Below are 25,073 nucleotides of genomic sequence, written 5' to 3' on the forward strand. Positions count from 1 at the left end.
TTGACTATCTGACAATAATCAAGGGCTGATGGTAATGCCGGGAAGTTCAGTACAACAAATACCCTTTCCGGCAACTCTTTTTTGACTATAACAAAGCTCATGGGTAGCTCTTTTCGTAACCAAGATAATGCGAACTCTGAATCGATGTTGACATCTGACTCTATAGATACGCCTAAGCGCCTGCCAAAACGACCGAATAAATTACAGCCTACTTTCAAGGTGCTGATCGGCCTGACTTTTCTGACCGCTTTTCTGTTATTGCCATTTGTGTTTAGTGGTAGCTATCTCGATATGTTGCGGGCTAATGCAGTGGAGCTGTATGGTTTGCTACGCGGAGAACTTTTCAAGCAAGTAACAGGCTATGTTGGTCTGGTTTTTTCGTTATTTGAACTGATTTTGGTGGCCAGAAAACGGGGCCGTAGCTGGTTCGTAAAGATCAAACTACCTGGCTCAATGAATTTTTGGCGTAGTACTCACATTTTCGCTGGGGTCGGCATGCTGGCAATGATCGGTATTCATACGCTGGGTGCCACAGGTCTGAATTTTAATGCAGTCTTTCTCTGGGTCTTTTTCGCGGTGACCTTGACGGCAGTGATGGGTGTTGCAGCTGAAACGGGTGTGCTGGAGTCGCCTCGCCGTCAGTTTGGTAAGTTACCGGGCATGAGTAAGGCGATGAATAAGGGTTTTATGATTCGCCATCTCCGCTTGATTTGGCTAAATAGTCACATCTTTTTCGTCAGTATTTTCTTCGTAATGTTAGTGATGCACATCGCGCTGGTTTATTACTATCAATAATTGGGTTAAGATTTGTTACATGCTTTGAGGTAAGGAGTATCTATTTTGTTGAAGGGCAGTTTTAAACAAAATTTTGGGGCGATCGCCGTGGCATTAATTGCCATTTTTATGGGAGCCACCTTTTTATTGACTCGTCCTGTACAGGGGACCCAAACGCTGTCAACGGTGTCTGGGCTAATGAGTTTACAGACTGCTGCGGCTGGTGCGATGCCCTACAGTGAGGCGATCGCCAACCAGAAGCCCACTTTGATCGAGTTTTACGCAGATTGGTGTACAACTTGTCAGACAATGGCTCCGACCCTCGCTAAAGCAAATGAGCGTTTCGCATCGGATGTGAATTTTGTAATGCTAAATATTGATGAACCCCAGTGGCAGTCAGAAATTGCGACATATAAAGTGAGTGGTGTACCCCATTTTGTTTTGCTTGAAGAAGATCAGACTCTCGTCGATAGCTTCATTGGAAAAATTCCGTTTCAAATCCTGTCCGATCGCCTGACCAGCCTCGTAGGCTGAGCACAGTTTTTTGTCAAAGATTGATTATTACTGAGGAAAAAAGATGAGACACGCTAGCGCAATGACGATCCTGAAATATTTTTTGCAGCTCTTAGAAGTTATGGGACAGATTTCAGAATTTCTAGAGTTGTTGAGTACTCCAATCGGCCTAGCAGGAATGGTTTGTCTCACAAGCTACGAAAGTTTGATTCTATTTGGTTGTGATACTGCAAACTCGATTGTGTTGGCGGCGGTGGTCACATTAACGTTTCACATTGCATCTAATCGCCCCAATTTTTAAAATTAAAGACCTCCCTTAAAAAATAACTATCGTTTTGATGCGTTTCGCAGAAGCATATGAAAATTCAGCAACAGATTGGTTTGATGATGCTTGGTGGTCTGTTGGCGATCGCCCCAATGGGATGTTCATTACGGAGTACAGAGTCTCAGGAAGTACCCGAACTCCCCCAGATGCCGACCCAATCGATTGAGCCTTTGGCGGCCGCAGATGTTGTTTTTTTGGGAGAACTTCATGATAGTGAGCAGGATCATGAAGCCCAGCTAGAAATTATCAAAGCTCTTTATGAGCGGAACCCAAATTTAGCCATCGGTATGGAAATGTTCCAGCGCCCGTATCAGGAGGTGCTAAATCGCTATATTGCTGGCGAGATTAATGAAGCTGAATTTGTTGAGCAAAGTGAATATGAAAAGTTATGGGGCTTTCCGTGGGAGCTTTACGCCCCGATTATGCGGTTCGCCCAGGAAAATAAAATTCCTGTCCTTGCACTGAACGCGCCAGGTGAAGTCGTTAGTCAAGTGGCTCGCGAAGGTTTAGAATCTCTCAGCGCGGAGGATATGATCTATATTCCACCAATTAGTGAGCTTGACCTCAGCAACACCAACTACCGCAATTTTGTGCAAGGTGCTTTCGGTGCCCATGGTCAGCATGGCAATTTTAATTTTGATAATTTCTTTGCAGCTCAGGTGATTTGGGATGAAACGATGGCCACGGCGATCGCCGAGTTCCGGACAGTCAATCCAGAAACCCAGGTTGTCGTGCTCGCAGGACAAGGTCACGTGATTTATGGCTATGGCATCCCTGACCGCGTAGAACGTCGTTTAGGAGCTGAGCTAAAGACCCAAACGGTTCTACTAAATCCAGTGCCAGAATTCACCGTCTATGGTCAGGCGATCGCCGATATGTTTTGGTGGAGCGTTGCCCCAGAACCGGAAACTGAAACTGAAGCAACCCCAACAGAGGATGAAGCGGCAAACTAAGCCACATTTAAAGCACCATTTTGCTTAAGAAAGTTTTTTTGTTCAGCCGTTAACCCTGTCACATCACCAAAAATAGCCCCTTCTAAGCGGCAGTTGTCAAAACAAGACCCCTCTAAATTGGACTTAAAAAAAACAGCACTGCGTAAATCGGCACCACTAAAATCAATATCAGTCAGAGTGGCATATTCGAGGGAAGCACTAAACAGCGAGGCATTACGAAAGGTTGCCCCAGTAATAGTTGAACGCCAAAAATTCGCGAGTTCTAATTGAGCATTATCAAAACAAGTGTCGGTGAAAGTCCCTTCATGGAAGACCGTATTAATACCATTAACTTGAGTGAGATTCGCTTTTGTGAAATTTGCTTCGGTAAAATCTCCCTGCTCTAAATCTGCGGAGATAAATGTGGCCTCAGTAAAGTTTGTGTTGTGACAATGGCTACGGCTGAGATTGCTTTTATTTAAATTGGCGCTGGTGAAATCAGCTTTTTGAGCTTGGATTTTAACAAGATTTGCTCGTTCAAATTGAGCTTGGCTCGCCTTCACTTCGCTAAAGTTACCGCGTTCGAAATTCCCTCCTCGCCCCATACTTTGGGATAACGTTGCACCCTGTAGATTTACGCCAGCAGCCTTTACTTGCTGGAGGTTTGCTTCTGTAAAATCGGCTTGGGTAAAGATACTCCCTTCGAGGTGAGCTTCAGTGAGATTGCACTGCTTGAGCTGCGCCAAAATCAGGGTTGCCTTCGCAAAATTAGTGCCGACACAAGAGGCCTCTGTCAAGTTTGTACGGCGAAGATAGGCTCCTGTAAAATCGCCACAGTCGAGAGTTTTCCCGCTGAGATCAAGGGCGCTGAGTTCGCTATTGACGAGAGGTTCATCGGCTTGGATTTTTGCGAGTACTTCAGCAGCAGTCAATTGAGCCATGGCAGATTTTTATCGCCTCAAAATGTGTAGAGATTTTGATTTTATGGTAACTGCGGCCAATGGATTTGTATCAGTTGGTAACACTTTTGTGAATTTACCTAAAGGGTTTTCTCAGGAAAACAACAAAATTGTTAATTTTGATACAAAAGGCTGATTATTCTCAGTTCTTCGTTGCCATTGATAGATGTTGTGGTTGGTTGCAGTGAGAGTTGAGCTTGGGTGATCGCCTGTTCTGTGTGACAGACAGATTTAGCAAATTTTTTTAATTACGCCTGAAATTACGTGGGTTATTGCTGGGAGAAATTGTAATGGAATTATTTTTAGAGCGTCCTTATCGTGAGGTGGCGATCGCCGACTTTGGGGACATTATCCTGAGCATCCCGACGGACAAATCCATTCAACCCCAGTCGAGTAATCCTTTTGAACGCCTCTATCCCCAGCGTATTTATAGCCGCAAAGGATGGTTTTTCTACCGCGAAAAATGGCTTGGATTATTGCATGATCTGAACTTCACAGTGACTGAAAAGGAAGAAAACCCAGCTTTATTCTGCGGTATTCCCCAGCTCACCCCAGACAATACGGTGTCTTTTGAAGTGAATAGTTGGCGCACCCTTCCCGAGGCGATCGCCATGCAGGCCACCCTAACCTATCAATTTGAGGACGAGCAAAATAGCTATTACAGCCTATTCCGCAACCTCAAACCCCAATTTGTGCGCGTATATCCCTTTAAGTCTGTGCATGCCTTCTCCAAGCAAATTCGTTGGCTCCTCGAAGAAAAACGCCAATTTAACCACCGCTAATCTTGGCTTTATAGCCCTGCTGCGTCAGCAACTCTAATAATTGCTTTCGGCGATCGCCCTGAATTTCAATCACACCATCCTTTAATGTGCCACCAGCTCCGCACTTATTTTTAAGCTGCTTCGTGAGCTTCGTGAGCGTTGCAGGAGCATGCTGAAACCCAGTGATTACTGTCACCGTTTTTCCCTTACGACCAGAGCGAGTCGATTGAATCCGAATATTTTGTTGATTTGGCGGCAGATCAACAATTTCTGGCGTCTCCGTTTCCGGTGCAGACCCAAACTCCTGATAAACAATTTTTTTGCGTGCCATGGCTCCAGAGTCGTAACGTTTTACCCTAAAAATTTAACCTAGTTGCAACAGATATTGAAGTTTGTCACATAAGTCGTTTCGTCTGAGAAATTCAATGTCAAAATGACGTATGAATTAACCGATGCTGGGTGAACACATGACAGATACCAACCCCACATACAAAGACACAAGTACCGACCTCCGCTCTGAATTTGACCGTGGACGCATGATTCAAAAATCCATTCCAACCATGGCGAGAAATGAAATTTGCCAGTTTTTACTCTTTAAACTACAACAACATTTCTCGATGCAAGAGGATGTAGATTTAGTCACCTTATTTAATGTCGGTGTGCGTACTGGATTTAAAACCTCCCGTGTGCCAACTCTGTTAGTCTGTTCCCCAGAATTATTGCAAGTTCTACGCCGCCGCTCTGGCCCTGCGGTTTTAAACTTTGGCGAAATCCCAATATTAGCGATCGAAGTCCAAGAGAATCGCGCTGACTACCTGCTCAAGAAAGCAGAATATGCACTTCTCGAAATTCCTGAAGTTTGGATGATTGATCCAGAGAAGGAACGCATTCAAGTTTGGACAAATCCAACAAATGAAAACGGCTATCAACATCAAGATTATTCAGGTGATGACCAGCTTGTTTCCACTCAACTGTCTGATATAGAGCTGACAGTAGCCGAAATCCTTAACCCCCAATCCTATACAGAGCTGATGCAGGAAGAAGTTGATGCCAACTTCGAACTACAGGATGGCTTCAGCATGGAGTGGCAACAAATGGCCTTAGCTCGTTCAGAGTATGAAGAGTTACAGGAACAATATCGCGAGTTAGAAGCTCTCGTTCACAACGAATTGCAAGAAAAAGCTGTGTTGTTGGAATTGCTTGAGGAAAAAGGTATTGATCTTAAAGCTGAGCTAACTCCCGGTGAATTCGCCATGCTCCAAGATGATTTGGAAGCGCGCAAACTTAAGCAGGAAAATGAGGAGTTGGAGAAGGCAGAAGAGGGAGATACTACGTTAGGCGAGATCATGGATGATGATTCCTTTGATAACTTGCTCACGGATGAAGGCAATGAGTTGATTGAGCTGCAATCGCTCTAATTCATTACGTCGTTCTCTTTAGTTGACAAGCCGCAATGGGGATATTGAAGTTTGTCAACTAGGCTGTTTTGTTTAGGGAATTCAGATCTGGTGGTTTGTCCTCGAAAGCTTTGGCAAGTGGTGGGCGATCGCCCCAGTGCTGCGATGTTGAATTTTGGGGACATGCCAACTTTAGCCATTGGGGTGTAAAAAAATCAGATTGATTCTCTTCTGCAAAAAGCAGAATATGCCCTTATCGAATTAAGCAGAGCTTAGTAGCACTAAAAAAATCTAGGCGATCGCTCGGCATCATTCACATTAGGAATCATTTGAATATGCACCACATTTCGATTCGTACTGCGGATATTCATCGGGCGATCGCCTTTTATGGGTTATTGGGTTTTACAACAGAGGTGCAATTTACAACGGGTTATAGCCTCGCCTGTTGGTTGCAAGGAGAACTTGGACGTATTGAACTGATTCAAATTCCAGAACCGAAGCCAGCTCCTGATGCATTTGGAGATGAGCATTATGTCGGCTACTATCACATTTCCTTTGACCTAACGGAGCTTACAGAAAGCTTGCCGGATTGGCTCGCTAAGCTCCAAACGCAATCCACTGAGTCGATTAAAGTTTTGCTCAAGCCTCAACAACAAATGATCGGCGATCGCATTTATGAGGTAATGTTTCTCGCAGATCCAGATGGACTGCCCCTCGAATTTATCAGGTTACAAGGGGAAAATTCTTAAGCTTTGCTAGACTAAATAGCCCGTTGATATTCGCCACAGACTTTGCAAGTTTATGCCTGACGAACAGCTCAATTTATTTTCCGTTGCCGAGACAAAAAATCCCTACAAAGTGGAACGGCGACCGACCCTCGAAATGAGTCCGTCAACGCTGGTGGCATGGAAAAATCGGATTGCTAAATTTCAGAGTCAAGCTCGCAAAAATGTAGGCTCAGGTCAAACAAGTTTACTGTTTGAGCTGGACACAAAACCAGCTCATTGGAATGCAGACAAATTAGACCCATTTGAACTGCCACGCAAGCCTTGGGATTTTTACCGCGATCACCCTGACCCATTGACGGAGGGAGAGGCCAATATTTATTTTGTGCTAGATCATTCGGTACCGTTATTGCTTTATGTGGGCGAGACAAAATTATCGATTAAGCAGCGCTGGAAAGGGGTTCACGATTGTAAAGATTATATTGATGCTTATGTCAGTCTGCATCGCAAATATAAGCTCGATTTTGCGGTAAATATGGCGTTTAATGTATCAGCACCGAGCGACCGAACTCAGAGACTTGCCCTCGAACGGGATTTGATTTTGCGGTGGCGATCTCCCTTTAACAAAGAATGTTGGCGACATTGGGGACAACCGTTTCGCAGTTATTCGAAACCTTAGATAATGAAGGAAATTTCTTAGCGGACATTCCCCATGACTTTGCTCGAAAATCCTTGGTTTGTGGCGATCACCCTGAATACAATCTTGGTGGCGGGAGCCTTGATTGCACCGAAAAAACTCCTCACACCCATGGGCTATCTCCACGCTTGGCTACTCGGGGTATTAGTGTGGGGTTGTCTCAATTGGCAAGGTTATGTCGTAGTGATGTTCTACTTTTTAGTGGGTGTTGGCGTCACAAAAATTGGCAAAGATATTAAAGAAGCCGCAGGTATTGCCGAAGGTCGCGGTGGTTTGCGAGGCCCCGAAAATGTTTGGGGTTCAGCTTTGATCGGCACAATTTGCGCCCTCGCTTCATTATTTGTTCCTGAGTTTTGGCAAGGTTTATTTTTCCTCGGCTATGTCGCCAGTTTTAGTACCAAGCTTTCCGACACAGCTGCCAGCGAAGTGGGTAAAGCCTACGGCAAACGCACGTTCCTAATCACAACTTTTCGACCCGTCCCTCCCGGCACAGAGGGGGCAGTAAGCCTAGAAGGAACCCTAGCTGGTATTGTTGCTTCTCTGGCGATCGCTGTCGTGGGTTATGGTGTCGGCATGATCGATATTTTAGGGATCCTCTGGTGCGCGATCGCCGCCTTTATTGCCACTAACCTTGAGAGCGTCATTGGCGCGACAATTCAAGAAAAATTCGGCCTACTCACCAACGAAGTTGTCAATATCATCAATACCTTGATCGGGGCGATCGTCGCAATCTTTCTAGCTTGGTTATACTGGACGGCAACTTTATAAATTCGCACTTCGATATTCATGACTGTCAATACACCAGAAAAGCAGAGTATCACTGCGACAGATCCAAAAAAAAAGAAATTTTTATCTATTGGTACTAGCGCGCATGGCACAGTAGCTATCGGGATTTCCGCCCATGGTGTCGTGGCAATTGGTGTCGCGACCCACGGCATCGTTTCCATCGGTGTTGTCGCAATGGGTGTCATTTCCTTCGGATTAGTCTCAATGGGAGCCCTGAGTCTCGGTGCTGTATCAATGGGTTTATATTCCGTTGGCAAGCAAAATATGGGACTCTTTCAACCCCACAATCATCAAATGGAAATGATTGAAGAAAGCAGCAAAACACCTAAACCAACCGACCATTCAGATATGCATGAAGGTCATTCTCATTAATCGCATCTGGCTAATTTGGATGGCGATCGCCCCTCTTATGACAAAAATAAAAAATCGGTAAGGCTCTCTTGGCAATACCGATTTTTTTTGATTTGAATTGAATCTTCAGAAAAGAGCTATAGAAGCTGTCACTAAGCCTTTGGCGTTGCCCCAAACTGCTCAACTAAAATGCCTTTTACCTTTTCCTTCAGTGTTTCACCACAAGGGACTTTCTTCTCTACCATCGAACCGAGACTGGCGCCCTTACCGACAGTACCACCAGAATAAAGATTGACCGCCTCAACAATCTTGCCATCAACCTTGGCCTTCGCACCAAGCATTCCCAGATCACCCACTTGTGCTTGACCACAGGAGTTCGGGCAACCAGTCCAGTGCATTCTGACTCGTTGGGGAATATCCAACTCTGCATCAAGTTCCCGCGCTAGAGCCAAACCCTGCTCCTTCGTTTCGATAAGCGCAAAATTGCAATAACGATTACCTGTACAGGACACAAAAGAACGAACAAGCGTAGAAGGATTCGTCGAAAATTTCTCTAGTAATGGCTCTTTGAGGAAGGTGTCAACGTTCTCATTTTTAACATGGGGAATAATAAAATTCTCTTCAACCGTGGCACGAATTTCACCTGTACCATAAGTTTCAGCGAGGCGAGCTACCTCGAACATATCTTCAGCAGTCAATCGACCAGCCGGAACGTGTAGGCCGATGTAGCTATATCCTTCTTGCTTTTGGGGATAAACACCAACATGGTCACGCTTTTCCATGGTGAATGCATCTTCAGGAGCAGCTTCCGCAAAAGTCAAACCAGTTTCTTCTTCGAGTTTGGCGCGGAATTTTTCAACGCCCCAAGCTTCAACGAGCCATAAAACACGGGCTTTTGCACGATTACCACGTAAGCCTTCCTCTGCACCATAACGGGAATAGAGAGCAACGATGCCACGGCTCACTGCGAGAACTTCTTTTTCTGCTGGGGGAACCCACACATTAATCGGAATACCTTCTGCAATTCTCTGGGCTGAGAAATAACCACCGACGAGGACATTAAAGCCAAATTCACCGTCCTTAAATGCGGGAACGTAGGCAATGTCGTTAATTTCAACGTGGGAAGAGTTATCGGGTGCTCCTTCAACACAGATGTTGAATTTACGAGGTAAGTCGCTAAATTCAGGACTACCTTCACCGCCATTGGTGATCATCTCTTGGAGCTTATCGGCTAACTCACGGGTATCAAAATATTCTTCGGGGTCAATGCCAGAAACAGGGGAACCTGTGATGTTACGGATATTGTCGTGGCCAGACTGAATACTTGTCAGGTCTGCATCATTAAATTTCTGAAAAATATCAGGGACATCTTCAAGGCGAATCCCTCGTAGTTGTAGGTTTTGGCGGGTCGTAATGTCTGCGCTACCATCTTCGCCATAACGTTTGACAACTTCGGCAAGAACGCGCATTTTCTCGCTGGTTAAAATGCCATTGGGTGTTCGCATCCGCAGCATAAATTTGCCAGGGGTGACAGGGCGGTGGAACAAGCCTAAAAATTTGAGACGGATAATTAGGTCATCTTTGTCCATTGCTTCCCAACCGGACTGAGCAAACTGCTCGATTTCGTCTTTGATCGCTAAGCCTGGTTTTTCAATTTTGGCTTTTTCAATCTTGGTGAGTTTGACCTTTTTGGGTGCGTCAGTCATGGGGGATAAACCTAATGCAGCTGGGGGATACGACGTTTTGTACAGGATTTAGTGATTATCCTAATGGTACTTGGCTAAAGTATCGATTCCATTTGGGTGCTTTTGTATTATTTGATACTTTATCGCGATTACTTTGTTAAAAATCAATGGGACAAATGCTGTTTTGACATTTGTTGTTTTACCTTACCTTTTTATGGCGATCACCCGTTACGTCAAGCGACAGCGACATTTTTATGGGATTAGCTCAGTAAAGGAATTATTAGATTTTTTTTGGTTTAACGGATAAAAACATGTCTAAAAAACATTAAGGCTAGCAGAGAAAATTAGACTTAGCTTGTCAAAATATCGCTACATCAATTCCAGTGCACAAAAAACAGATTCAGATTTAAAGAGATAAAAAATCTCAAATAGCAAATGTATTGGAGTCAACACAGAGTCCCAATGTCATTCATATCTATTTTTCTCTAGCAAATCTATGGCTATCCGCAGACGCATTATCAAAGGCTATACCGTGGTTCTAGGGGTTGCCCTTGCCGGAATTATTGGGGGATTGGCTGTGGGTGATGCTTATGAAAGACATGCCCAAGAGCTCAGACGGGAAGCAACAACTGAGCGTAAGTTATTTAATGAGCTACAAGTTAGTATTTTGCGTAATCGGCTCGCAAATCAGTTATCGCCTTACTTATCAAAACCGGCTGAATTTGAACAAGCGAGCCAAGCTTTTTTTAATCGGCTTGACGAAATTGAGTTGATTCTAGAAGCTCACCATCAACTTCATAACGACATAGGTTCTTCTGAGCATTCTCACCATGAAGATACTCAATCACAGATGTCAGCAGAACAAGAGGAACATCATCATCACGAAGAGATGACTAGTGAGCATCAGCCTTCTTCAATCCGTGAGCATATGCCAAGCATATTAAATCTACCATCTCAAAGTTTCGTTGCAGACATCGATAGTTTGCATGAATCGATGGAGAAATTCGAAGCCATTTTGGCCACATTCCGGCAAAAAGTCCGCGTTTTTGTAGATGAGATAATAGCCGCGCCACCAACGACAGATGAGGAGTTGGCGATCGCCCAAACAAAACTACTGGAGCTAGCCCGGAGCGAAGAATTTTCAAACTTTGTCAACTATCCTGAAGAGCTAATGCTTTTTTTAGATGAAGTTACACGTCGTGAACAACTCGCAGAAGATAATTTACGACGGGCAGAAAGAATCCGTGTGCTAATTATTTTAGGGAGTCTATGTCTTTCAATGCTCTTGGCAGCCATTGTCGCCGTCATTACCAGTCGGGCGATCGCCAAACCCATCTCAGAAATTGCCGAATTCTCTCACCGCGTCACCAAAGCAGAAGACTTCAACCAATCCCTTGACGTTCAGGGAGATGACGAAATTGAAACCCTCTCCAGTTCCCTAAACCAACTCATCCGCCAAGTCTATTTACTGCTCAATACCATTGGCAGAAAAAACGAGGAGCTAGAACAAGCCTTCGAACAACTACAACAGCAGCAAATTCAGATGGTTCAGACAGAGAAAATGTCGAGCCTTGGAGCATTAGTTGCAGGTATCGCCCATGAAATCAATAATCCCGTTAACTTTATCCACGGCAATATCCATCACTCTCGCATATATCTCGAAGATCTCCTCAGACTCCTAAAGCTCTACCAAGAACATTACCCAACACCAAATCAAGAAATAGAGGATGAAGTCGAGGCGATCGACCTTAACTTTCTCATCACAGACTTCCCAAAAATCCTCAATTCCATGACCCTCGGTACCCAGAGAATTCGTGACATTGTCTTATCTCTCCGTACCTTTTCTCGTACAGACGAAGCCGAATTTAAAGCTGTCAATATCCATGAAGGCATCGACAGTACCCTCGTTATTTTGAACCACCGACTCAAAGAAGAATCTGGACGACCTGCAATCCAAATCATCAAGAATTACGGCGAATTACCTTTGATCGAATGTTTCCCTGGCCAGCTCAATCAAGTCTTTATCAACATTTTGAACAATGCCATCGATGCCCTAGAAGAATCTAGCTTCAATCTCTCTACAGCTGAACTAACAGCATCCCCAAACCAAATCACTATTAGCACTGGTATTATTGCCCCAAACAAAATTGAACTTCGATTTAAAGACAATGGTCAGGGGATGACTGATGATATACAAGAAAAAATCTTTAATCCCTTTTTCACAACCAAACTTATTGGTGAAGGGACAGGTATGGGAATGTCAATTAGCTATCAAATCATCACAGAGAACCATGCAGGTGAAATATTTGTAAACTCAACAGCTAAAGTTGGCTCAGAATTAATTATCCGGATTCCCATCCGACATACACCAGTATCAAAACAATCTGAGCAAGAGCAATATCTCGCTAGTAGCTAAGCTCACTGCTTTGCCAGCATAATTCTAAAACAAAACATAAAAATGACCGCCATTAAAGACTAAAGACAAACAAACGAGTATATCAATAGTATTTAAGGCGGCAAACTTATTAGAAAACTAAAGCACTTTTACTAACTAAGTTTTATTAAAAAAAACAGCACTCTATTATTCATTAGACCTTACGGTAAGGAACAGAGGACATATTGATATTTGCCGTGGAAACAGGAGCATTAACCTGAGGAATAATCGCTTTACGCGCCATGTTTACATACATTGGCAACGAAGGATCACCGGCCTTAGCTGCTTGCTCAGGCGCACGAAAGCGGCGCACAGCATTTTGCCAAACAAGTTTTGGAAAGCCCAATTGAGCACGATGGTAAGCATCGTAACGGGGAGATTTGACGTTGAAAGGAGTGTCACCTTCTGCACGGCTAGCTAAGCTACGACGGCGTTGGTAAGGGACAGTATCATAACCGAAGTTTTCTAAGTACTCATCAGTGTTGAGCAGCTCATCAACAAAGGTAGCAACACCTTTTTTCGCAATGACAATTGACCAAGCGAGTTTTTCGCGTTCACCATAAACATCACGGCCTAGTACGCGTTGCACACACTGTTCGACAAAGCGATAGTTATTATTTTTTGTGTAAAAACTATCGAGATAAGTTTCAGAAAGCAACAAACCACGAATAAAATCACGGACAGTAATTTGGCCGTTGCGGAGTTGAGACTCTAAAAACTGCTCGCGATCAGCTTTAAATGCATGGAAGAAAATTTGACGATACGCAGCATCGATCAGCACATCTAAGTCGATATCGCTAAGGATATTCTCTGTGGTGAAGATAAAAGACTGCTCATCGCCTCGGGGATCATATCCCTCTACCCGACCGTTTTGGGTGGATGGGGCATATTGTAATAATGGAATTGTCAAATCAGACCTCCGCTATATCAGAAGACTTTGAAAAAAATTTCTTACTGATTAGCATAAAGGAGTGGAGGTCTTTGCCTGAGAAAGATTAACAAATATTACAAAAATTAACGCCTGCTACTTCAGTCGGTTCTTTTTGTGGCGTTTTTTTACTTAAAAGCTTGTTTTCAGAGGGATTGGTTAGCGTTTTTTTTCTCAGATCAGTAGAGAAATCCGAATGAAATCTTAAAAATCTCGAACGAGAGTAGACTATTTTCACCAAAAAACTACTTACTTTCAGTAGCTGACTGTGTCAAAACTTTGGAAAATATTTTTTTCCAGCACCTTGGCGGAAACAGGACGACCGAGAAAATATCCTTGGACAATATCGCAGCCATAGTCGTTGAGGACAGCTAATTCTGAGCTGTTTTCGACACCTTCGGCGATAACAAGGAAACCTAGGGCATGGGACATTTCAATTAGGCCTTTGGTGATCGCCGCATTAACCTTGCTTTTATGAAGATTATTTACAAAGCAGCGGTCAATTTTAAGAATGTCCCAAGAGAACAGTCGAGTGTAGTTAAACGAAGAATATCCTGTACCAAAATCATCAATGGCGATTCGCACGCCAACCCGTTGTAATTGTTTTAACCTTTCACTGATTTCTTGAAAATCTTCAATCAAAATCGATTCTGTAATTTCAATATCCAGATATTCTGGGTCAAAATCTTCTTCAGCCAAAATTTTCAAAATATCTTGGCAAATATATTTGTGATTAAGCTGATAGCCCGAAAGGTTAATCGCAAGACGGAGCTCCGCTTTATATTTTCTTTGCCAATGACGTACTTCACTCGTGGCAGTGCGTAAACTCCAATATCCAATTGATTGGATTAAACCGGTCTCTTCGGCAATCGGAATAAAGTCTACTGGGGAAATAGTCCCTAATTCTGGATGTGTCCAACGTAATAGCGCTTCAAAGCCAGAGACTTTACCTGTATCTAGATCGATCTGGGGTTGATAAAAAACTTCTAATTCATTGCGGGCAAGGGCGTAATGTAATTCTGTCTCAATAAAAGCTTGCTTTTGGCTATTGCTATGATTTTCGCCTTCTGCAAAGAAATATTTTTGTGTGTTGAATTTTGCCGTGTTGTTTAATGTTGATCTCGCGGCTTGAATAAGTTCATCTAGTCCATGACCTGAGCGGGGATAGAAACTAATGCTAAGGCGAGCATCAAGAAACACTTCCTGGGTTCCAATGATGTAGGGCTCAGCAAAAGAAGTACTAATTTCTTCTGCAAAGTAACTGGCATGTTGCTGCTGTTCTATGGGGTCGTAGAGTAAGCCAAACTCGTTATCATTGATCAGAGCTAATTCACCACTTTTACCGAGGATTGTTTGAATTCTCTCAGCAACATTACTGAGAAGCTGATTATATTGTTCGAAGCTGAGAATCTGTTTTGCTGTTTGATTTCGCTCGAGTTGGATCAGGCAGAAGGGTAAATGAAATGAATGTCGTGGATTGCGAATTTGTTGGTTATCGAACCGATTAACAAAAAAGTTAAATTGATTTTGTAGATAATAGATATTGTTGAGGCCTGTGACGCCATCTTGCTGTTGCTTGAGAGCAGAGGCATCTTCTAGGCGGATGAGATAGTCTTTATAGTGAGACTGAATAGCGGCTCGTTTTTTTAGTTGTGATTGGATTGCTTCTAGGAGTTCACTGCGGCTAAAGGGTTTAGTGAGGTAATCATCCGCGCCAAGATACATTCCACGCCGAACATCCTGGCGGGCATCTTTTGCGGAGAGAAAAATGAAGGGAATGGCTCTCGTTTCGGGGTTTTGTTTAAGCTGCTCTAGGACTTGATAGCCATCCATGCGTGGCATTCTGACATCACAAAGGATTAGATCTGGTGTTGTTTTTAAGGCGATCGCCACTCCCTCTTGGCCATCTTCTGCTGTGGTGACGGCAAATTGCTCCTTTTGGAGAATTCTTGCAGTACACATACGTAGAATTTCCGTATCTTCAATTAATAAGATGTTCGTCATTATCTAAGCGTTACAGCATCGAGAGGGAAGAGAGGGGAAATTCTTTCTTGCGACAGTGTTACAGTGCCTTGTCATCGTTCTCTACGAGAAATGTATTAGAGAAATGAGAGAAGAGCTGAAACAGGAGAAATAATACGTATATTAACAATCATTGAAGTGTTTCGCTTCGGCCAAAACATGGCTATATCTTCGATGTTATCCTTGAAAAATCTTCATTCAATGCTTGATTTATGTTGATATTGTATGGTCTTTTGCAATTAAAACTGAGTCAGTAACTGGGTAATGAGTTAAAAAGTAAAGATAACTTAGTGAATTAAAAGTTAAAGAGGAGCCCCCGGATGAGCCAGACTGTTTCAGCAATTTCTGTTAACCCCACTTTAGAATCTGCTCTCGGTAATTTGGAGTTGGATTTGGAGTCTGAGCTCAGAAGGTATCGTCGTCAGGCGATCGCCGCAGGTCAACGTCCAGAGCATTTGCCTCAGCCTGCTGCCCCGGTGGTTGAAGATGATGCAACGAAACAGTCAAAAGTTGTGGATGTTGTCGCTGATTCACCATCAACATCATCTCAAAGCTTTGAAGATGTTGCGTTACCTACTCCTGAAAACCCAGCCAATCATTCTCCTGAGGTTGCCCAAGTCCTTGAAGCGTTGAAACAAGGTGGTGGAGATACGACTGATAAAGAACTTTTAAATTTAGAGAATCGCGATGTTCTCCCCCAGGATTATCTTGATTCTTCAGAAGAACTCCTCAAAACATTAGAAAGAGAAGATGAGTCTGAAACTAAAGAAGACAAAGCAAAGACAATAAAATGGACACCCATCAAAGTGGCTCTCGTGGGTGTTGGTATTGTCGGAGTGATTGGTTTGCTAACTGCGATTTTATTCCCTAATGTGTTTAATCCTTCTGCTTCTCAGGATGCCACAGAGCTTGATGCGAGTGGTGCGGCTGAGGTTGGTGCAGAAGAGATTGTTTCCACATCAGCACCGACTACAGTTAATTTGGCATCTGAAGAGTTTCAAGATCTCAGTCTCGATAATTTAAGTGTGGTTGACCCGGATGAAGAGGTGGCGATCGCCCCTACGGAGGCAGCTCCCACAGCTTCAGAAAGTGTGGCTCCCCAAACGCCCAGTGTTGTGCCCAATCCTGGTGCGGTTCCAGAAACCCTTGTGCCGCCAACAGGTCGTGAGAACTTAGCTTCTGCATTGTTACCTCCTTCCCTCCGTCCCCAGCCCGTCAATCCCTTTCCTACCACTCCCCAAACACTGACAGCACAACCAACTAACGGCCAGACATTAGTTACACCTGATGGTCTAAAAGTGGGTTATTACTACGTTATTTTCCGCAATACATCGGCCGAAGCCCTCACCAGAGCACAAGGTGAAGTATCTGATGCATTTGTTCGCACTTTCCCAACAGGCCGTGTCGTACAGTTGGCAGAGGTGTCTACGGCGGATACAGCAGAGTCCCTTGTTCAGAAATTTAAGGGGAATCAAATTGCCGCAGAAATTTATCACCATCAATTAACACCCGCGCCCTAAATTAACGTCTGAAAAAATACGTTAGATTGAAGATTCAGAGGGTTAGAGGATTCGAAGCATGGGTCTCTTCGGAAAATTTCGGCAAGGCATCAATAAGCTGTTTCAAGACGAAGAGAATCCGGAAATTATCCTTGAGCAGACCCTCTGGGACATGGAGAAAAAGTTAATTCAAATGCGGCGTTCTGTAGCGCAGGCTGTCGCAAGTTCTAAACGGGTTGATCGTCAGCGACAACAAGCAATGATTGCAGTGCAACGTTGGCAAAATCGTGCTCAGATGGCTTTGACCTATGGAGATGAGCTGCTGAGTAAGGAGGCGATCGCCCGTAGCCATAGCTATAAAAAAGTAGCGGATAACCTCAACCAACAGGGGCAGGAGCAACAAACTTTTATTGAAGGCATTCGAGAAAATTTGCGGGATCTGGAGACGAAAATAAATCAGATCAAAATGCAGAAGGATATGTACATTGCCCGTATCCGGTCTGCTGTTGCCCAACAGCAATTGCATAAGTTAAAAGCTGAAATTCAAGAGGGCACATTAGAACCGGCGATCGCCAATATCGAAGCATCAATGTGGTCTCTCGAAGCCGAAAATCAACTTAGTGATTCTCTCGAAGCCAAATTCCTCGCCCTAGAAAAACGCGCCAGATTAACCGAGTAAATTCCCCGAAACATCGGCGATTTAGGTACAGCAACAAAGAATGTTAAGACTTGTGATACTCTGACTGGTGGCTTCAGTATCAGTCATAAGGAGATTATTGTGGAACGTACTTTTGTAATGGTTAAGCCTGACGGTGTTCAGCGCGGCTTGGCTGGTAATGTTATTTCTCGTTTCGAAGCAAAGGGTTTTAAGCTCGTTGGCCTTAAGCTTGTGTCTGTATCCAAGGAGCTGGCAGAAGAGCACTATGGTGTGCACAAGGAAAGACCTTTCTTCGGTAGTCTTGTTGATTTCATCACGTCTTCCCCCGTTGTGGCAATGGTTTGGGAAGGCAAGAATGTCATTTCTTCCGCTCGTACACTCATCGGTGCAACAAATCCTATTGAGGCAGCACCCGGCACAATCCGTGGCGATTTCGGTATGGATATCGGCCGTAACTTGATTCACGGTTCCGACGGCGCTGACACTGCAGCAAGTGAAATTGCGCTTTGGTTCAACGAAGATGAGCTTGCTAGCTGGGAGCCTTCCACTCAATCTTGGTTGTACGAATAAAGTTTAGAGACTCAATTCAGTATTTTTGAACAAAATATTTTTGATATTCTCTGCTGTAGTTTTATGGCAGGGATTTTTATTGGCTTTAAGCAACAGAACCGCGTTTGCGAGTTTCTTTGTAGGAAACACCAACGTTTTTCAAACCAGCTTTCACCATTTGTTGTTCGAGCAGTGAGAAAAATCTTGCCCGATCGCCCCCACGAATGACAGCTTGATTATGAGCTTCGGCGATCGCCACAGGATATCCATAACCTTTATGAACCTGTCCCAATAAAATACCGAGAGTTTGGTCTAATTTTTCGGGGTCTTCGGCGAGCCATCGAGGGAATTCAACGCGAGCCACTTCCGCACCAACGTGGACATAACAGAAACAAACTTGATCTTCCGGCGGATACATCTGCAAAATGCGCGATGTGCTCTGCCAAATACTGCCCCGCTCTCCCGGTTGCAAGGTGTTTTCCCAAAGCGTTCTGTCTCGCATCGGTTCAATGATTTGGCAGGGTAATGACTCTAAAAATTCTGGGCGGCGATCGCCTGTATTTTTATCGAGACAATGGGTTGAACAATCAGGTGTTTCGTGGGGACAAGCAGCCAAGCGCAAATAGTGAATTGCATCAATACTGCGGGTTGAGCTGATATAGCCAATGAGGGGGATTTTCGTTTCTCGGAGCGATCGCCAAGCTTCTAAAACAGGAATCAAAATTCGTTCGCGAGCTTCAAGGGGAATATTTTCGAGAAACCAATACACCAACGACCCATCAACCATCGCTACATTAGGAATTTTCTCATGGGAACCGGGCGGCAAAACCCATTTACAAGCCATCTCCGCCAACATTTGGGCTTCCGAAGCAGTGCGGCAATAGCCCATCCATTCCTCGGTGCGGATGCCCCATTTGCGAGAAATATATAAATCTTCGGAGCGATAAAAAACCTCAGGAATATTGTCGAGCAATGGATGCAAACTTTGGCCGTAATGCAGCATAATCCGACCCACATTAATCAGATAGCAGTAGGCAATTTCGTGGTGGGATGGAGCAATTTGTGAGCCATCTGTGGCAAAAACCGTGTGAGCTTTGGGCGGCACAGAAATCATTACCCTTGTATCGAGAGGTTCTAAGGGCACTGCGCAATTAAAAATGAGGCGATCGCCCCAGTCCTGATATTTTTGCTGTAGCTCTGGAAAAGTTTTTTGAGCAGTTGCTAATAAAGCCAAACCTCGCTCCACTCGTTCCCGACCATCACTGGCCTGCTGCTGGAGATGGGAACCCATATCGGGGAGTTGTCCAGCCAATTTCGTCAAATCCAACATAGGTTTGTGTCGCGCCCAAAGCAATGCTGGTATTTATTTTAAAGCTTTTAACTGGTTCGGAATGATGTGGCGATCGCCAATTTTTAAAATCACAGCATATTGAATATTTTATTCAGCTAAAAAAGTGAGTTTTTAGCTAGCTGTTTCTTTGCCAATATCTATATCTAAAAAGAGCTTATCGAAATATGATAATAATCATTCTTTACTGTTAATTTGCTCGTTTATTTAACTGAGTTTCACCCCAATCACTCATCGACTGAATCACAGGCAATAATGTTTTTCCATGAGAGGTAAGCGTGTATTCAACGCGTAAAGGTAATTCTTCAAAAACTTCTCGATGAATGATTTGATCTTCCTCTAATTCTCGTAACTGTTTAGTCAGTATTTGCTTGCTAATCCCCTGGATCTTTCGCTTCAATTGCCCAAACCGCCTTATGTCATGGCTAATTAGAAAAAGCAAAATAGGCTTCTATTTTCCGCCAATAATGTGTTAGACAATAGGTCACTGGGCAAGCCTGTTCTGGGTGGGGAGAGTTGGTGCTCATGCACAATCAATATTTTGTAATTAGTGCCTCAAAACCCTATGAAATCACATTTTTTCTTTTTAGAAAGGATGATCACAAAAAGATGACTAGTTGATCTTCTAAATCTAGAGAAATAGCGTAGATTCATCGTCACTAAACAACACAAAAAGATTCTTTGGTTATGATTTCTCGTTGAAGATAAATCTCAGGACATCCCTTTATGACTGCTCAACCTCAAAGCTTAGAAGAAGTCAAAAAATACGTTATTGGCACATGGAAAAGTTTGACGACAGAATTGCGCCCCACAGAAGATCGAACAGGTGCCGGAACAGTTTCGCCGACATATCTCACGAGGGAATTCACCTATCACGATGAGGGAACATTTACAGGCATGATCACGATGTATGCCGATAATTATGGTGAATTTCCTCTTATGGCTTTTGAATTTCAGGGCAGCTTAGAGTGGGGCGATCGCCATCCCATTGCTGAGGGCGCTTGGAATATTGGCTATATTCTGTCGAAGGGCTTTGCTGTAACGCCACTGCATCCACGGGCTGCGGATATGCTTAATCACGGTCGACCCGGCACAATTGAGCCTTTTGTTGCCGATCAAAAGAACGACATTCTCCAAAAAGAATTTCCCTTATTTAATATCGTCGAAGGTCAAATCGTCACAGATTACGATCTGCTGTATTTCAAGCATGGCTTGCTATTCATGGGTGCCAAACACGTTGATGGCACACCCTTTGATGAACCAGAGCGCCGCCCTCACCAACTTCAAATCCCCTTGCAACGAGCCTAAAGAAGAACCTCGGAGAAATTAGCGATGAAACTCAAACTGAAGTGGTGGTGGTACATTGCCCCAGCCTATCTAACCGCCTGGAGTGTAATTTTTAGCGCATGGAATTTGATTGATGGAACCGGTATGATGGCGGCTTTCCAAGTGGATATTGGTGAGCCGAGTACTTTTATCATGCTGAATTCTGCTGCCCGATATGTGGCGATCGCTGTCGGTATGGTGCTCGGCATTTGGATCTTCCGCACATTCCATTCAATTTTGACAGTGTTGCTGATTCGGTTAGTGATGGATGCACTAGATTTGTATTCAGGCTTGGTCTCAGGTCTGATCGATAATCCCACTGGTATCATGCAATCCTGCATCATGTTTATTTTTCCCAACCTATTCGCCCTCTGGACGCTTATTCAGCTGACCCAGAGCTCACGAAAACGACAATTAATCGAATAAAGCTTGCAACAATTTAATCGCCTTAATCGCCTACGGATTATTGGATGATTGAACTAGAGATCCGAAGACCAATGGTTTATTCGGTCTAGGATTAATGGCACTGCAACAATAGTGAGTTTAATTATCCAAGGCACATAACATAGCGCCAGGAACCCGGCAAATACAGCGACAGAAGCCATTGCAACTTTCACAATTTCTTCCTTAGTATTGAAGCACCAACACATTGCGCAGGCAGCAATACTAAGACTGATAAGGGAAGGATTCATATTTAAATAAAAGCCCTGAGAGCTTTCAAAAGCAATATGTGCGTTCCTTCGGGAATATCCCCTACTTCCGTCTTTCGGCTGTCTCTATCAGCGGCGGTCGAAAGATGAACGTTTTATTAAGATATGTTTCATAATACTCCGTTATTTTGGGCTGTCAACCGAGAAATGGCTTAGTATCACACAGCAAAAAAACACCGTAATGCTTGCTACATCTAAGATATAGGCTTATTAAATCATTCAAAAAAGTTTTTCTAATGTTATGGGGTAATCACTTCACCATCGGGAATGTCTAGTTCGATTGCAACACCACGATCCATAACTTCAATATCCCATTGTCCCCGCCGGGCGGATTCAAAGACCACATAACGACCATCGGGGCTAATTTGGGGATTACGAACCCAGTGACGATAGCCTTGGGTCAAAATATCTGAGCGTTTAGTTGCGCGGTCATACAAGATGATATCGGGTTTACCTTGGGGACTGGAAAGATACACAATATAACGCCCGGTGCGACTGAGGCTGGGGCTTTCGTGAATAGCACCTTTTTGGTTGAGATTAGGCAGGCTGACAAAGCGTTTTTGGGTTAAATCATAAAATAAAACTTCGCTGGTGCCATGGCGATTAGAAATGAAGGCAAGCCAACGCCCATCGCCACTAAGGGCGGGCTGTTCATCATGATATTTACTATTTAGGGTAACTGGTGCTGAAGGGGTATTCCCGAAGGAACAACCTCCGAGGCTGAGAATCAAAATAGTCAGCCATAGCTGAAACGGAATTCGCCTATACACAGCACGCAATCATTGGAGAGTTTGGATCGGAGAGGGTCTAATAATCGAAATTAACGGGATTTTCATCGGGGCGATCGCCATCATTTTCTTCATTTGAAGGAGGCGCTTGATCATCCCAATCTTGCGACTCATCGTCTTCAAAACTCACGCCATTTATCGGTTGATAATCCACTGTTGCAACATCTTCGTTGGCAGCACTATCGTAGCGATCAGGGCGAGGACGACGGGGGCGACGACTTGGAGGTGCTTCATCATCGGGGCGAGGACGGCGGGGACGACTTGGGGGCGCTTCAGTTTGGCGATCGCCTTCACCCCAAGCATCTTCAGACCAAACGTCAGTCACGCCGCCTTGGCTTTGGTAACCATAATCATCATTACGGGAAGGGCGACGGTTGGGAGAACGACTAGGACGACGATTAGGAGAACGGGAGGGGCGATCGCCATAGTCAGCAGGTGGGCGATTACGGGGAGTATTACGATTACTGCGCGGTTTGGGAGTTTCTTCCTCATAGCCACGGCTACGGCTCGGACGCGGTTCCTCATAGCCTCTTAAGCGACGTTCATAGCGATCTTCCGTTTGGAAAGGTTCAAGTTGATCCAGCTCAGCGCGATACACACGACTCACTGGGCGATCGTCATCAACAATGGGTGTATTACGGCGGGCTTGTTCTGTAGCGAGGCCGCGTAGACGAATGGATTCGATGGCAAAAAAAACAGCAGAACCCGACAATAAAAATTGTCCAAATTGCAAAATTGGGTCAAGGCGCCATCCTTGGAAGAGCAGAATAAAACCGCAGAGCAAACCCACTGCTGCAAAAAAGATATCGTGGTCGCGGGAAAGTTCAGGGCGTACCGAGCGTAAAAAGTACAGAGATGCACCTGCTGCTGCAAGTACAATTCCCAAAATGCTGGCGGAATTTAGCCCGAAATTAACCATGTGTTTCCTCTCCCTTGGCGCTGTTTTCTATATTAACGACTTCGGTTCTAAGATTTTAAGCGATCTCAACAGCAAAATAGGTGGACAGCGATAACCGTTATCCACCCATCAAATTTTTTTGTGCTTTGAGCCAAATATTAACGTTGGATTTTGTCTTGCTGACTGACGAAGACGAGAAATGCTGTTGCGGGGATAACCACAATTAAAGTGCCAGCAAGGAGACTGTAGAAGAAATTTGCTAAAGAGGGAGTCATGTTAACGTTTCCTAATGGTATTTAATAATTTGTTGTTGATAATTTTGCCATATTCTTCGCCCTATCTCGTCATTGATGTTTAGAATCTCTGTTTCAGGTGCGCAAAGACTTTCTTGGCAGACTTGGGGATATTACGTTTTTGGGGCGGCGATCGCCTTAAGTTTTTGGCATATTTTCTGGCAAGGTGATGGGCTGATCAATGGAAATGGTTTTGCTCTGCTCTGGAGATTTTTGCAAGCAAGTGTTCAGCCAGATTTAAGTGCCGATTTTTTAAACACCGTCGCGACAGCCACACTGACAACATTTGCTTATGCGCTCTGTGGCACATTTCTCAGTTTGAGTTTTGGGTTTATCGGCGGTCTTCTCAGTGCAAAGATTGTTTGGCAATCACTCTTTCCGCAGCAGTCTTTAATTATTTGGCAAAGTATCAGATCGGTGTTGGCGATTCCCCGTGCAATCCATGAAGTGGTTTGGGGACTGATTCTGATCAATGTTTGGGGATTAGATTCTCTTGTCGCTTTGGGGGCGATCGCCCTGCCGTTCGGTGCCATTGTCGCAAAGGTCTTTGCTGAGATTCTCGATGAAACGCCTCGCCAAGGTTTCGATGCTTTACGGTTAGCGGGTGTTCATCCGTCTCAGGCATTACTCTATGGCCTATTCCCACAGGCGCTATTCAATCTTTTGTCCTATGGATTCTATCGATTTGAATGTTCCCTGCGAGCGGCGGCAGTGCTCGGCATTATTGGGGCTGGAGGGTTGGGCTATGAAATCTTTCTCAGTTTGCAATCAGTCCGCTATGAGCAACTATGGACGCTTTTCTACGCGCTGATTATGTTGAACGCATTGGTGGATTGGAGCAGTGGTTTCCTACGCCGGAAACTGGGTTGCACCAGTCGATTGGATTTGAATACAAAACAGTATCGCGTTAATGTCCAAAAACGCACTTGGCTATTCGGCACAATGTGCGGAGCAGCAGCTTTAGTCAGTTGGGGCTTCTGGTTTATTCGCCCAGATTGGTCACGGCTTTGGTCGCAACAAACAAGCATTTTCATTCAAGACATCACAGCTCAACTGGCTCAATTTACAGTTGATCAAGAAACACTCAAAAATTTATTTTGGCTTAGTATCCAAACCCTCGAAATGTCGATCTTGGCGATCGCCTTGGCAGGTGTTGGGGGATTTATCTTGGCCTTTTGTGTCGCGGAAATTTTTCGGAATCAGCAATCCAGACGATCGCCTGTCGCTATTAGTTCTCAGTATTTCAGTCGATTAATTCTGTTAATTTGCCGTGGCATTCCGGCACCAATTTGGGCCTTGGTGGTCTTATTTGTCTTTTTTCCAGGGATTTTACCGGGGGCGATCGCCTTGGGTCTCCATAACCTCGGTGTATTGGGACGATTAATGACCGAAGTAATCGAAAATCTGGAGCGTGAACCGATTGAGGCCCTCAGTCAACTGGGTAGTCCTTCAAGCTCTGTCTTTCTTTATGGCGTTGTGCCATTAACCCTGCCGAATTTTATTGCCTATACCTTTTATCGATGGGAAGTTTGCTTACGGGAAACGGTAATTGTTGGGCTGGTGGGAGCTGGTGGATTAGGACGACTGCTCACGGAGCAATTGAGTAGCTTTGACTATGCAGGTGTGTTGTTCACTTTGGTTTGTTTTTTGTTATTGACTCAATTTGTCGATCAATTTAGCACCTTACTCCGAAGAAAATTAGCAACTTAAATCAT

At 44.3% G+C, this 25,073-nt stretch carries 29 protein-coding genes and 1 riboswitch; of the genes, 18 read left to right on the plus strand and 11 right to left on the minus strand.

Annotated elements, in window-relative coordinates; genetic code table 11:
• The first annotated feature begins 99 nt into the window (after nt 1–99).
• Genes LEPTO7376_RS14545 through LEPTO7376_RS14560 form a run of 4 tightly spaced genes read left to right on the plus strand, consistent with a single transcriptional unit; the run spans nt 100 to nt 2,565 of the window.
• Nucleotides 100–795, plus strand: coding sequence for a hypothetical protein (locus LEPTO7376_RS14545; RefSeq protein ID WP_015134925.1), 696 nt, complete (start codon nt 100–102; stop codon nt 793–795).
• 45 nt (nt 796–840) lie between these two features.
• Nucleotides 841–1,308 (plus strand): thioredoxin domain-containing protein, encoded by a 468-nt coding sequence (locus LEPTO7376_RS14550; RefSeq protein WP_015134926.1) that lies wholly within the window; start codon nt 841–843, stop codon nt 1,306–1,308.
• A gap of 43 nt (nt 1,309–1,351) precedes the next feature.
• The gene (locus LEPTO7376_RS14555; protein ID WP_015134927.1) at nt 1,352–1,588 is read left to right on the plus strand and encodes a hypothetical protein; all 237 of its coding nucleotides are present in this window, start codon (nt 1,352–1,354) and stop codon (nt 1,586–1,588) included.
• A gap of 56 nt (nt 1,589–1,644) precedes the next feature.
• Nucleotides 1,645–2,565: a ChaN family lipoprotein gene (locus LEPTO7376_RS14560; protein ID WP_015134928.1), complete on the plus strand. Its 921-nt coding sequence runs from the start codon at nt 1,645–1,647 to the stop codon at nt 2,563–2,565.
• Here the strand turns inward: LEPTO7376_RS14560 and LEPTO7376_RS14565 are convergent.
• On the minus strand, nt 2,562–3,485 hold the full coding sequence (locus LEPTO7376_RS14565; RefSeq protein WP_015134929.1) for a pentapeptide repeat-containing protein: 924 nt from the start codon (nt 3,483–3,485) through the stop codon (nt 2,562–2,564). The two genes, LEPTO7376_RS14560 and LEPTO7376_RS14565, sit on opposite strands and share 4 nt — an antisense overlap.
• Here LEPTO7376_RS14565 and LEPTO7376_RS26480 point away from each other — a divergent pair.
• Together LEPTO7376_RS26480 and LEPTO7376_RS14570 are read left to right on the plus strand one after the other, a co-directional pair.
• Entirely contained in the window at nt 3,484–3,639 is a 156-nt protein-coding gene (locus LEPTO7376_RS26480; protein WP_160148467.1) for a hypothetical protein, read from the plus strand. The genes LEPTO7376_RS14565 and LEPTO7376_RS26480 overlap by 2 nt on opposite strands.
• Before the next feature lie 154 nt (nt 3,640–3,793).
• Complete coding sequence (locus tag LEPTO7376_RS14570) at nt 3,794–4,285, plus strand: hypothetical protein (RefSeq protein ID WP_015134930.1); 492 nt, start codon at nt 3,794–3,796, stop codon at nt 4,283–4,285.
• Here LEPTO7376_RS14570 and LEPTO7376_RS14575 read toward each other — a convergent pair.
• On the minus strand, nt 4,272–4,595 hold the full coding sequence (locus tag LEPTO7376_RS14575) for a translation initiation factor (RefSeq protein WP_015134931.1): 324 nt from the start codon (nt 4,593–4,595) through the stop codon (nt 4,272–4,274). The two genes, LEPTO7376_RS14570 and LEPTO7376_RS14575, sit on opposite strands and share 14 nt — an antisense overlap.
• 136 nt (nt 4,596–4,731) lie before the next feature.
• Here LEPTO7376_RS14575 and LEPTO7376_RS23675 point away from each other — a divergent pair, with 136 nt between their 5' ends.
• The 5 genes from LEPTO7376_RS23675 (at nt 4,732) to LEPTO7376_RS14600 (ending at nt 8,241) form a co-directional block, all read left to right on the plus strand.
• A complete protein-coding gene (locus LEPTO7376_RS23675) occupies nt 4,732–5,682 on the plus strand; it encodes a Uma2 family endonuclease (protein WP_160148468.1) in 951 nt (316 codons plus the stop codon).
• A gap of 314 nt (nt 5,683–5,996) precedes the next feature.
• Nucleotides 5,997–6,410 carry a VOC family protein gene (locus tag LEPTO7376_RS14585; RefSeq protein WP_015134933.1) on the plus strand — a complete coding sequence of 138 codons (414 nt, stop codon included), beginning with the start codon at nt 5,997–5,999 and terminating at the stop codon, nt 6,408–6,410.
• Between the two features lie 52 nt (nt 6,411–6,462).
• On the plus strand, nt 6,463–7,065 hold the full coding sequence (locus LEPTO7376_RS14590; protein ID WP_015134934.1) for a hypothetical protein: 603 nt from the start codon (nt 6,463–6,465) through the stop codon (nt 7,063–7,065).
• A gap of 33 nt (nt 7,066–7,098) precedes the next feature.
• Nucleotides 7,099–7,851 (plus strand): TIGR00297 family protein, encoded by a 753-nt coding sequence (locus LEPTO7376_RS14595; protein WP_015134935.1) that lies wholly within the window; start codon nt 7,099–7,101, stop codon nt 7,849–7,851.
• Nucleotides 7,852–7,869: 18 nt separating this feature from the next.
• Entirely contained in the window at nt 7,870–8,241 is a 372-nt protein-coding gene (locus tag LEPTO7376_RS14600; protein ID WP_015134936.1) for a hypothetical protein, read from the plus strand.
• Nucleotides 8,242–8,372: 131 nt separating this feature from the next.
• Here the strand turns inward: LEPTO7376_RS14600 and LEPTO7376_RS14605 are convergent, their stop codons facing one another.
• The gene (locus LEPTO7376_RS14605; protein WP_015134937.1) at nt 8,373–9,926 is read right to left on the minus strand and encodes a ferredoxin--nitrite reductase; all 1,554 of its coding nucleotides are present in this window, start codon (nt 9,924–9,926) and stop codon (nt 8,373–8,375) included.
• 475 nt (nt 9,927–10,401) lie between these two features.
• Between LEPTO7376_RS14605 and LEPTO7376_RS23680 the strand changes: the two genes are divergently transcribed.
• Nucleotides 10,402–12,321, plus strand: a complete 1,920-nt coding sequence (locus LEPTO7376_RS23680; RefSeq protein ID WP_015134938.1) for an ATP-binding protein — start codon at nt 10,402–10,404, stop codon at nt 12,319–12,321.
• A 172-nt stretch (nt 12,322–12,493) separates the two neighbouring features.
• Here LEPTO7376_RS23680 and LEPTO7376_RS14615 read toward each other — a convergent pair whose 3' ends face one another.
• The gene (locus LEPTO7376_RS14615; protein ID WP_015134939.1) at nt 12,494–13,249 is read right to left on the minus strand and encodes a phycobilisome rod-core linker polypeptide; all 756 of its coding nucleotides are present in this window, start codon (nt 13,247–13,249) and stop codon (nt 12,494–12,496) included.
• A gap of 273 nt (nt 13,250–13,522) precedes the next feature.
• Nucleotides 13,523–15,271, minus strand: a complete 1,749-nt coding sequence (locus LEPTO7376_RS14620) for an EAL domain-containing protein (RefSeq protein ID WP_015134940.1) — start codon at nt 15,269–15,271, stop codon at nt 13,523–13,525.
• Between the two features lie 338 nt (nt 15,272–15,609).
• Between LEPTO7376_RS14620 and LEPTO7376_RS14625 the strand changes: the two genes are divergently transcribed.
• The 3 genes from LEPTO7376_RS14625 (at nt 15,610) to ndk (ending at nt 18,016) form a co-directional block, all read left to right on the plus strand.
• Complete coding sequence (locus LEPTO7376_RS14625) at nt 15,610–16,809, plus strand: hypothetical protein (protein ID WP_015134941.1); 1,200 nt, start codon at nt 15,610–15,612, stop codon at nt 16,807–16,809.
• 58 nt (nt 16,810–16,867) lie between these two features.
• The gene (locus LEPTO7376_RS14630) at nt 16,868–17,467 is read left to right on the plus strand and encodes a PspA/IM30 family protein (protein ID WP_015134942.1); all 600 of its coding nucleotides are present in this window, start codon (nt 16,868–16,870) and stop codon (nt 17,465–17,467) included.
• A gap of 99 nt (nt 17,468–17,566) precedes the next feature.
• Nucleotides 17,567–18,016, plus strand: a complete 450-nt coding sequence (ndk, locus tag LEPTO7376_RS14635; RefSeq protein WP_015134943.1) for a nucleoside-diphosphate kinase — start codon at nt 17,567–17,569, stop codon at nt 18,014–18,016.
• 85 nt (nt 18,017–18,101) lie between these two features.
• On the opposite strand, the gene LEPTO7376_RS14640 is transcribed toward ndk, so the two are convergent.
• Both LEPTO7376_RS14640 and LEPTO7376_RS14645 read right to left on the minus strand, forming a co-directional pair.
• Nucleotides 18,102–19,325, minus strand: coding sequence for a DNA double-strand break repair nuclease NurA (locus LEPTO7376_RS14640; protein ID WP_015134944.1), 1,224 nt, complete (start codon nt 19,323–19,325; stop codon nt 18,102–18,104).
• 208 nt (nt 19,326–19,533) lie between these two features.
• Complete coding sequence (locus LEPTO7376_RS14645; protein WP_216700246.1) at nt 19,534–19,785, minus strand: helix-turn-helix domain-containing protein; 252 nt, start codon at nt 19,783–19,785, stop codon at nt 19,534–19,536.
• A gap of 284 nt (nt 19,786–20,069) precedes the next feature.
• On the opposite strand from LEPTO7376_RS14645, the gene LEPTO7376_RS14650 reads away from it, so the two are divergent.
• Both LEPTO7376_RS14650 and LEPTO7376_RS14655 read left to right on the plus strand, forming a co-directional pair.
• The gene (locus LEPTO7376_RS14650) at nt 20,070–20,651 is read left to right on the plus strand and encodes a hypothetical protein (protein WP_015134945.1); all 582 of its coding nucleotides are present in this window, start codon (nt 20,070–20,072) and stop codon (nt 20,649–20,651) included.
• A gap of 24 nt (nt 20,652–20,675) precedes the next feature.
• Nucleotides 20,676–21,095 (plus strand): hypothetical protein, encoded by a 420-nt coding sequence (locus tag LEPTO7376_RS14655; RefSeq protein ID WP_015134946.1) that lies wholly within the window; start codon nt 20,676–20,678, stop codon nt 21,093–21,095.
• Between the two features lie 53 nt (nt 21,096–21,148).
• Here the strand turns inward: LEPTO7376_RS14655 and LEPTO7376_RS24875 are convergent, their stop codons facing one another.
• From LEPTO7376_RS24875 to psbX, 4 genes are all read right to left on the minus strand, one after another.
• Nucleotides 21,149–21,361: a hypothetical protein gene (locus LEPTO7376_RS24875; RefSeq protein WP_015134947.1), complete on the minus strand. Its 213-nt coding sequence runs from the start codon at nt 21,359–21,361 to the stop codon at nt 21,149–21,151.
• Between the two features lie 37 nt (nt 21,362–21,398).
• A riboswitch (Glutamine riboswitch) is annotated at nt 21,399–21,474 on the minus strand.
• Nucleotides 21,475–21,618: 144 nt separating this feature from the next.
• Nucleotides 21,619–22,149 carry a TolB family protein gene (locus tag LEPTO7376_RS14660; RefSeq protein ID WP_015134948.1) on the minus strand — a complete coding sequence of 177 codons (531 nt, stop codon included), beginning with the start codon at nt 22,147–22,149 and terminating at the stop codon, nt 21,619–21,621.
• Nucleotides 22,150–22,186: 37 nt separating this feature from the next.
• The gene (locus tag LEPTO7376_RS14665) at nt 22,187–23,086 is read right to left on the minus strand and encodes a Ycf66 family protein (RefSeq protein ID WP_015134949.1); all 900 of its coding nucleotides are present in this window, start codon (nt 23,084–23,086) and stop codon (nt 22,187–22,189) included.
• A 137-nt stretch (nt 23,087–23,223) separates the two neighbouring features.
• Nucleotides 23,224–23,340, minus strand: a complete 117-nt coding sequence (psbX, locus tag LEPTO7376_RS14670; RefSeq protein WP_015134950.1) for a photosystem II reaction center X protein — start codon at nt 23,338–23,340, stop codon at nt 23,224–23,226.
• 75 nt (nt 23,341–23,415) lie between these two features.
• Here psbX and LEPTO7376_RS14675 point away from each other — a divergent pair, with 75 nt between their 5' ends.
• Nucleotides 23,416–25,068, plus strand: a complete 1,653-nt coding sequence (locus tag LEPTO7376_RS14675; RefSeq protein ID WP_015134951.1) for an ABC transporter permease — start codon at nt 23,416–23,418, stop codon at nt 25,066–25,068.
• The last annotated feature ends 5 nt before the right edge of the window (nt 25,069–25,073 follow it).

Origin of the sequence: [Leptolyngbya] sp. PCC 7376, from assembly GCF_000316605.1 — a bacterium.
In the GTDB taxonomy this organism is placed as follows: domain Bacteria; phylum Cyanobacteriota; class Cyanobacteriia; order Cyanobacteriales; family MRBY01; genus MRBY01.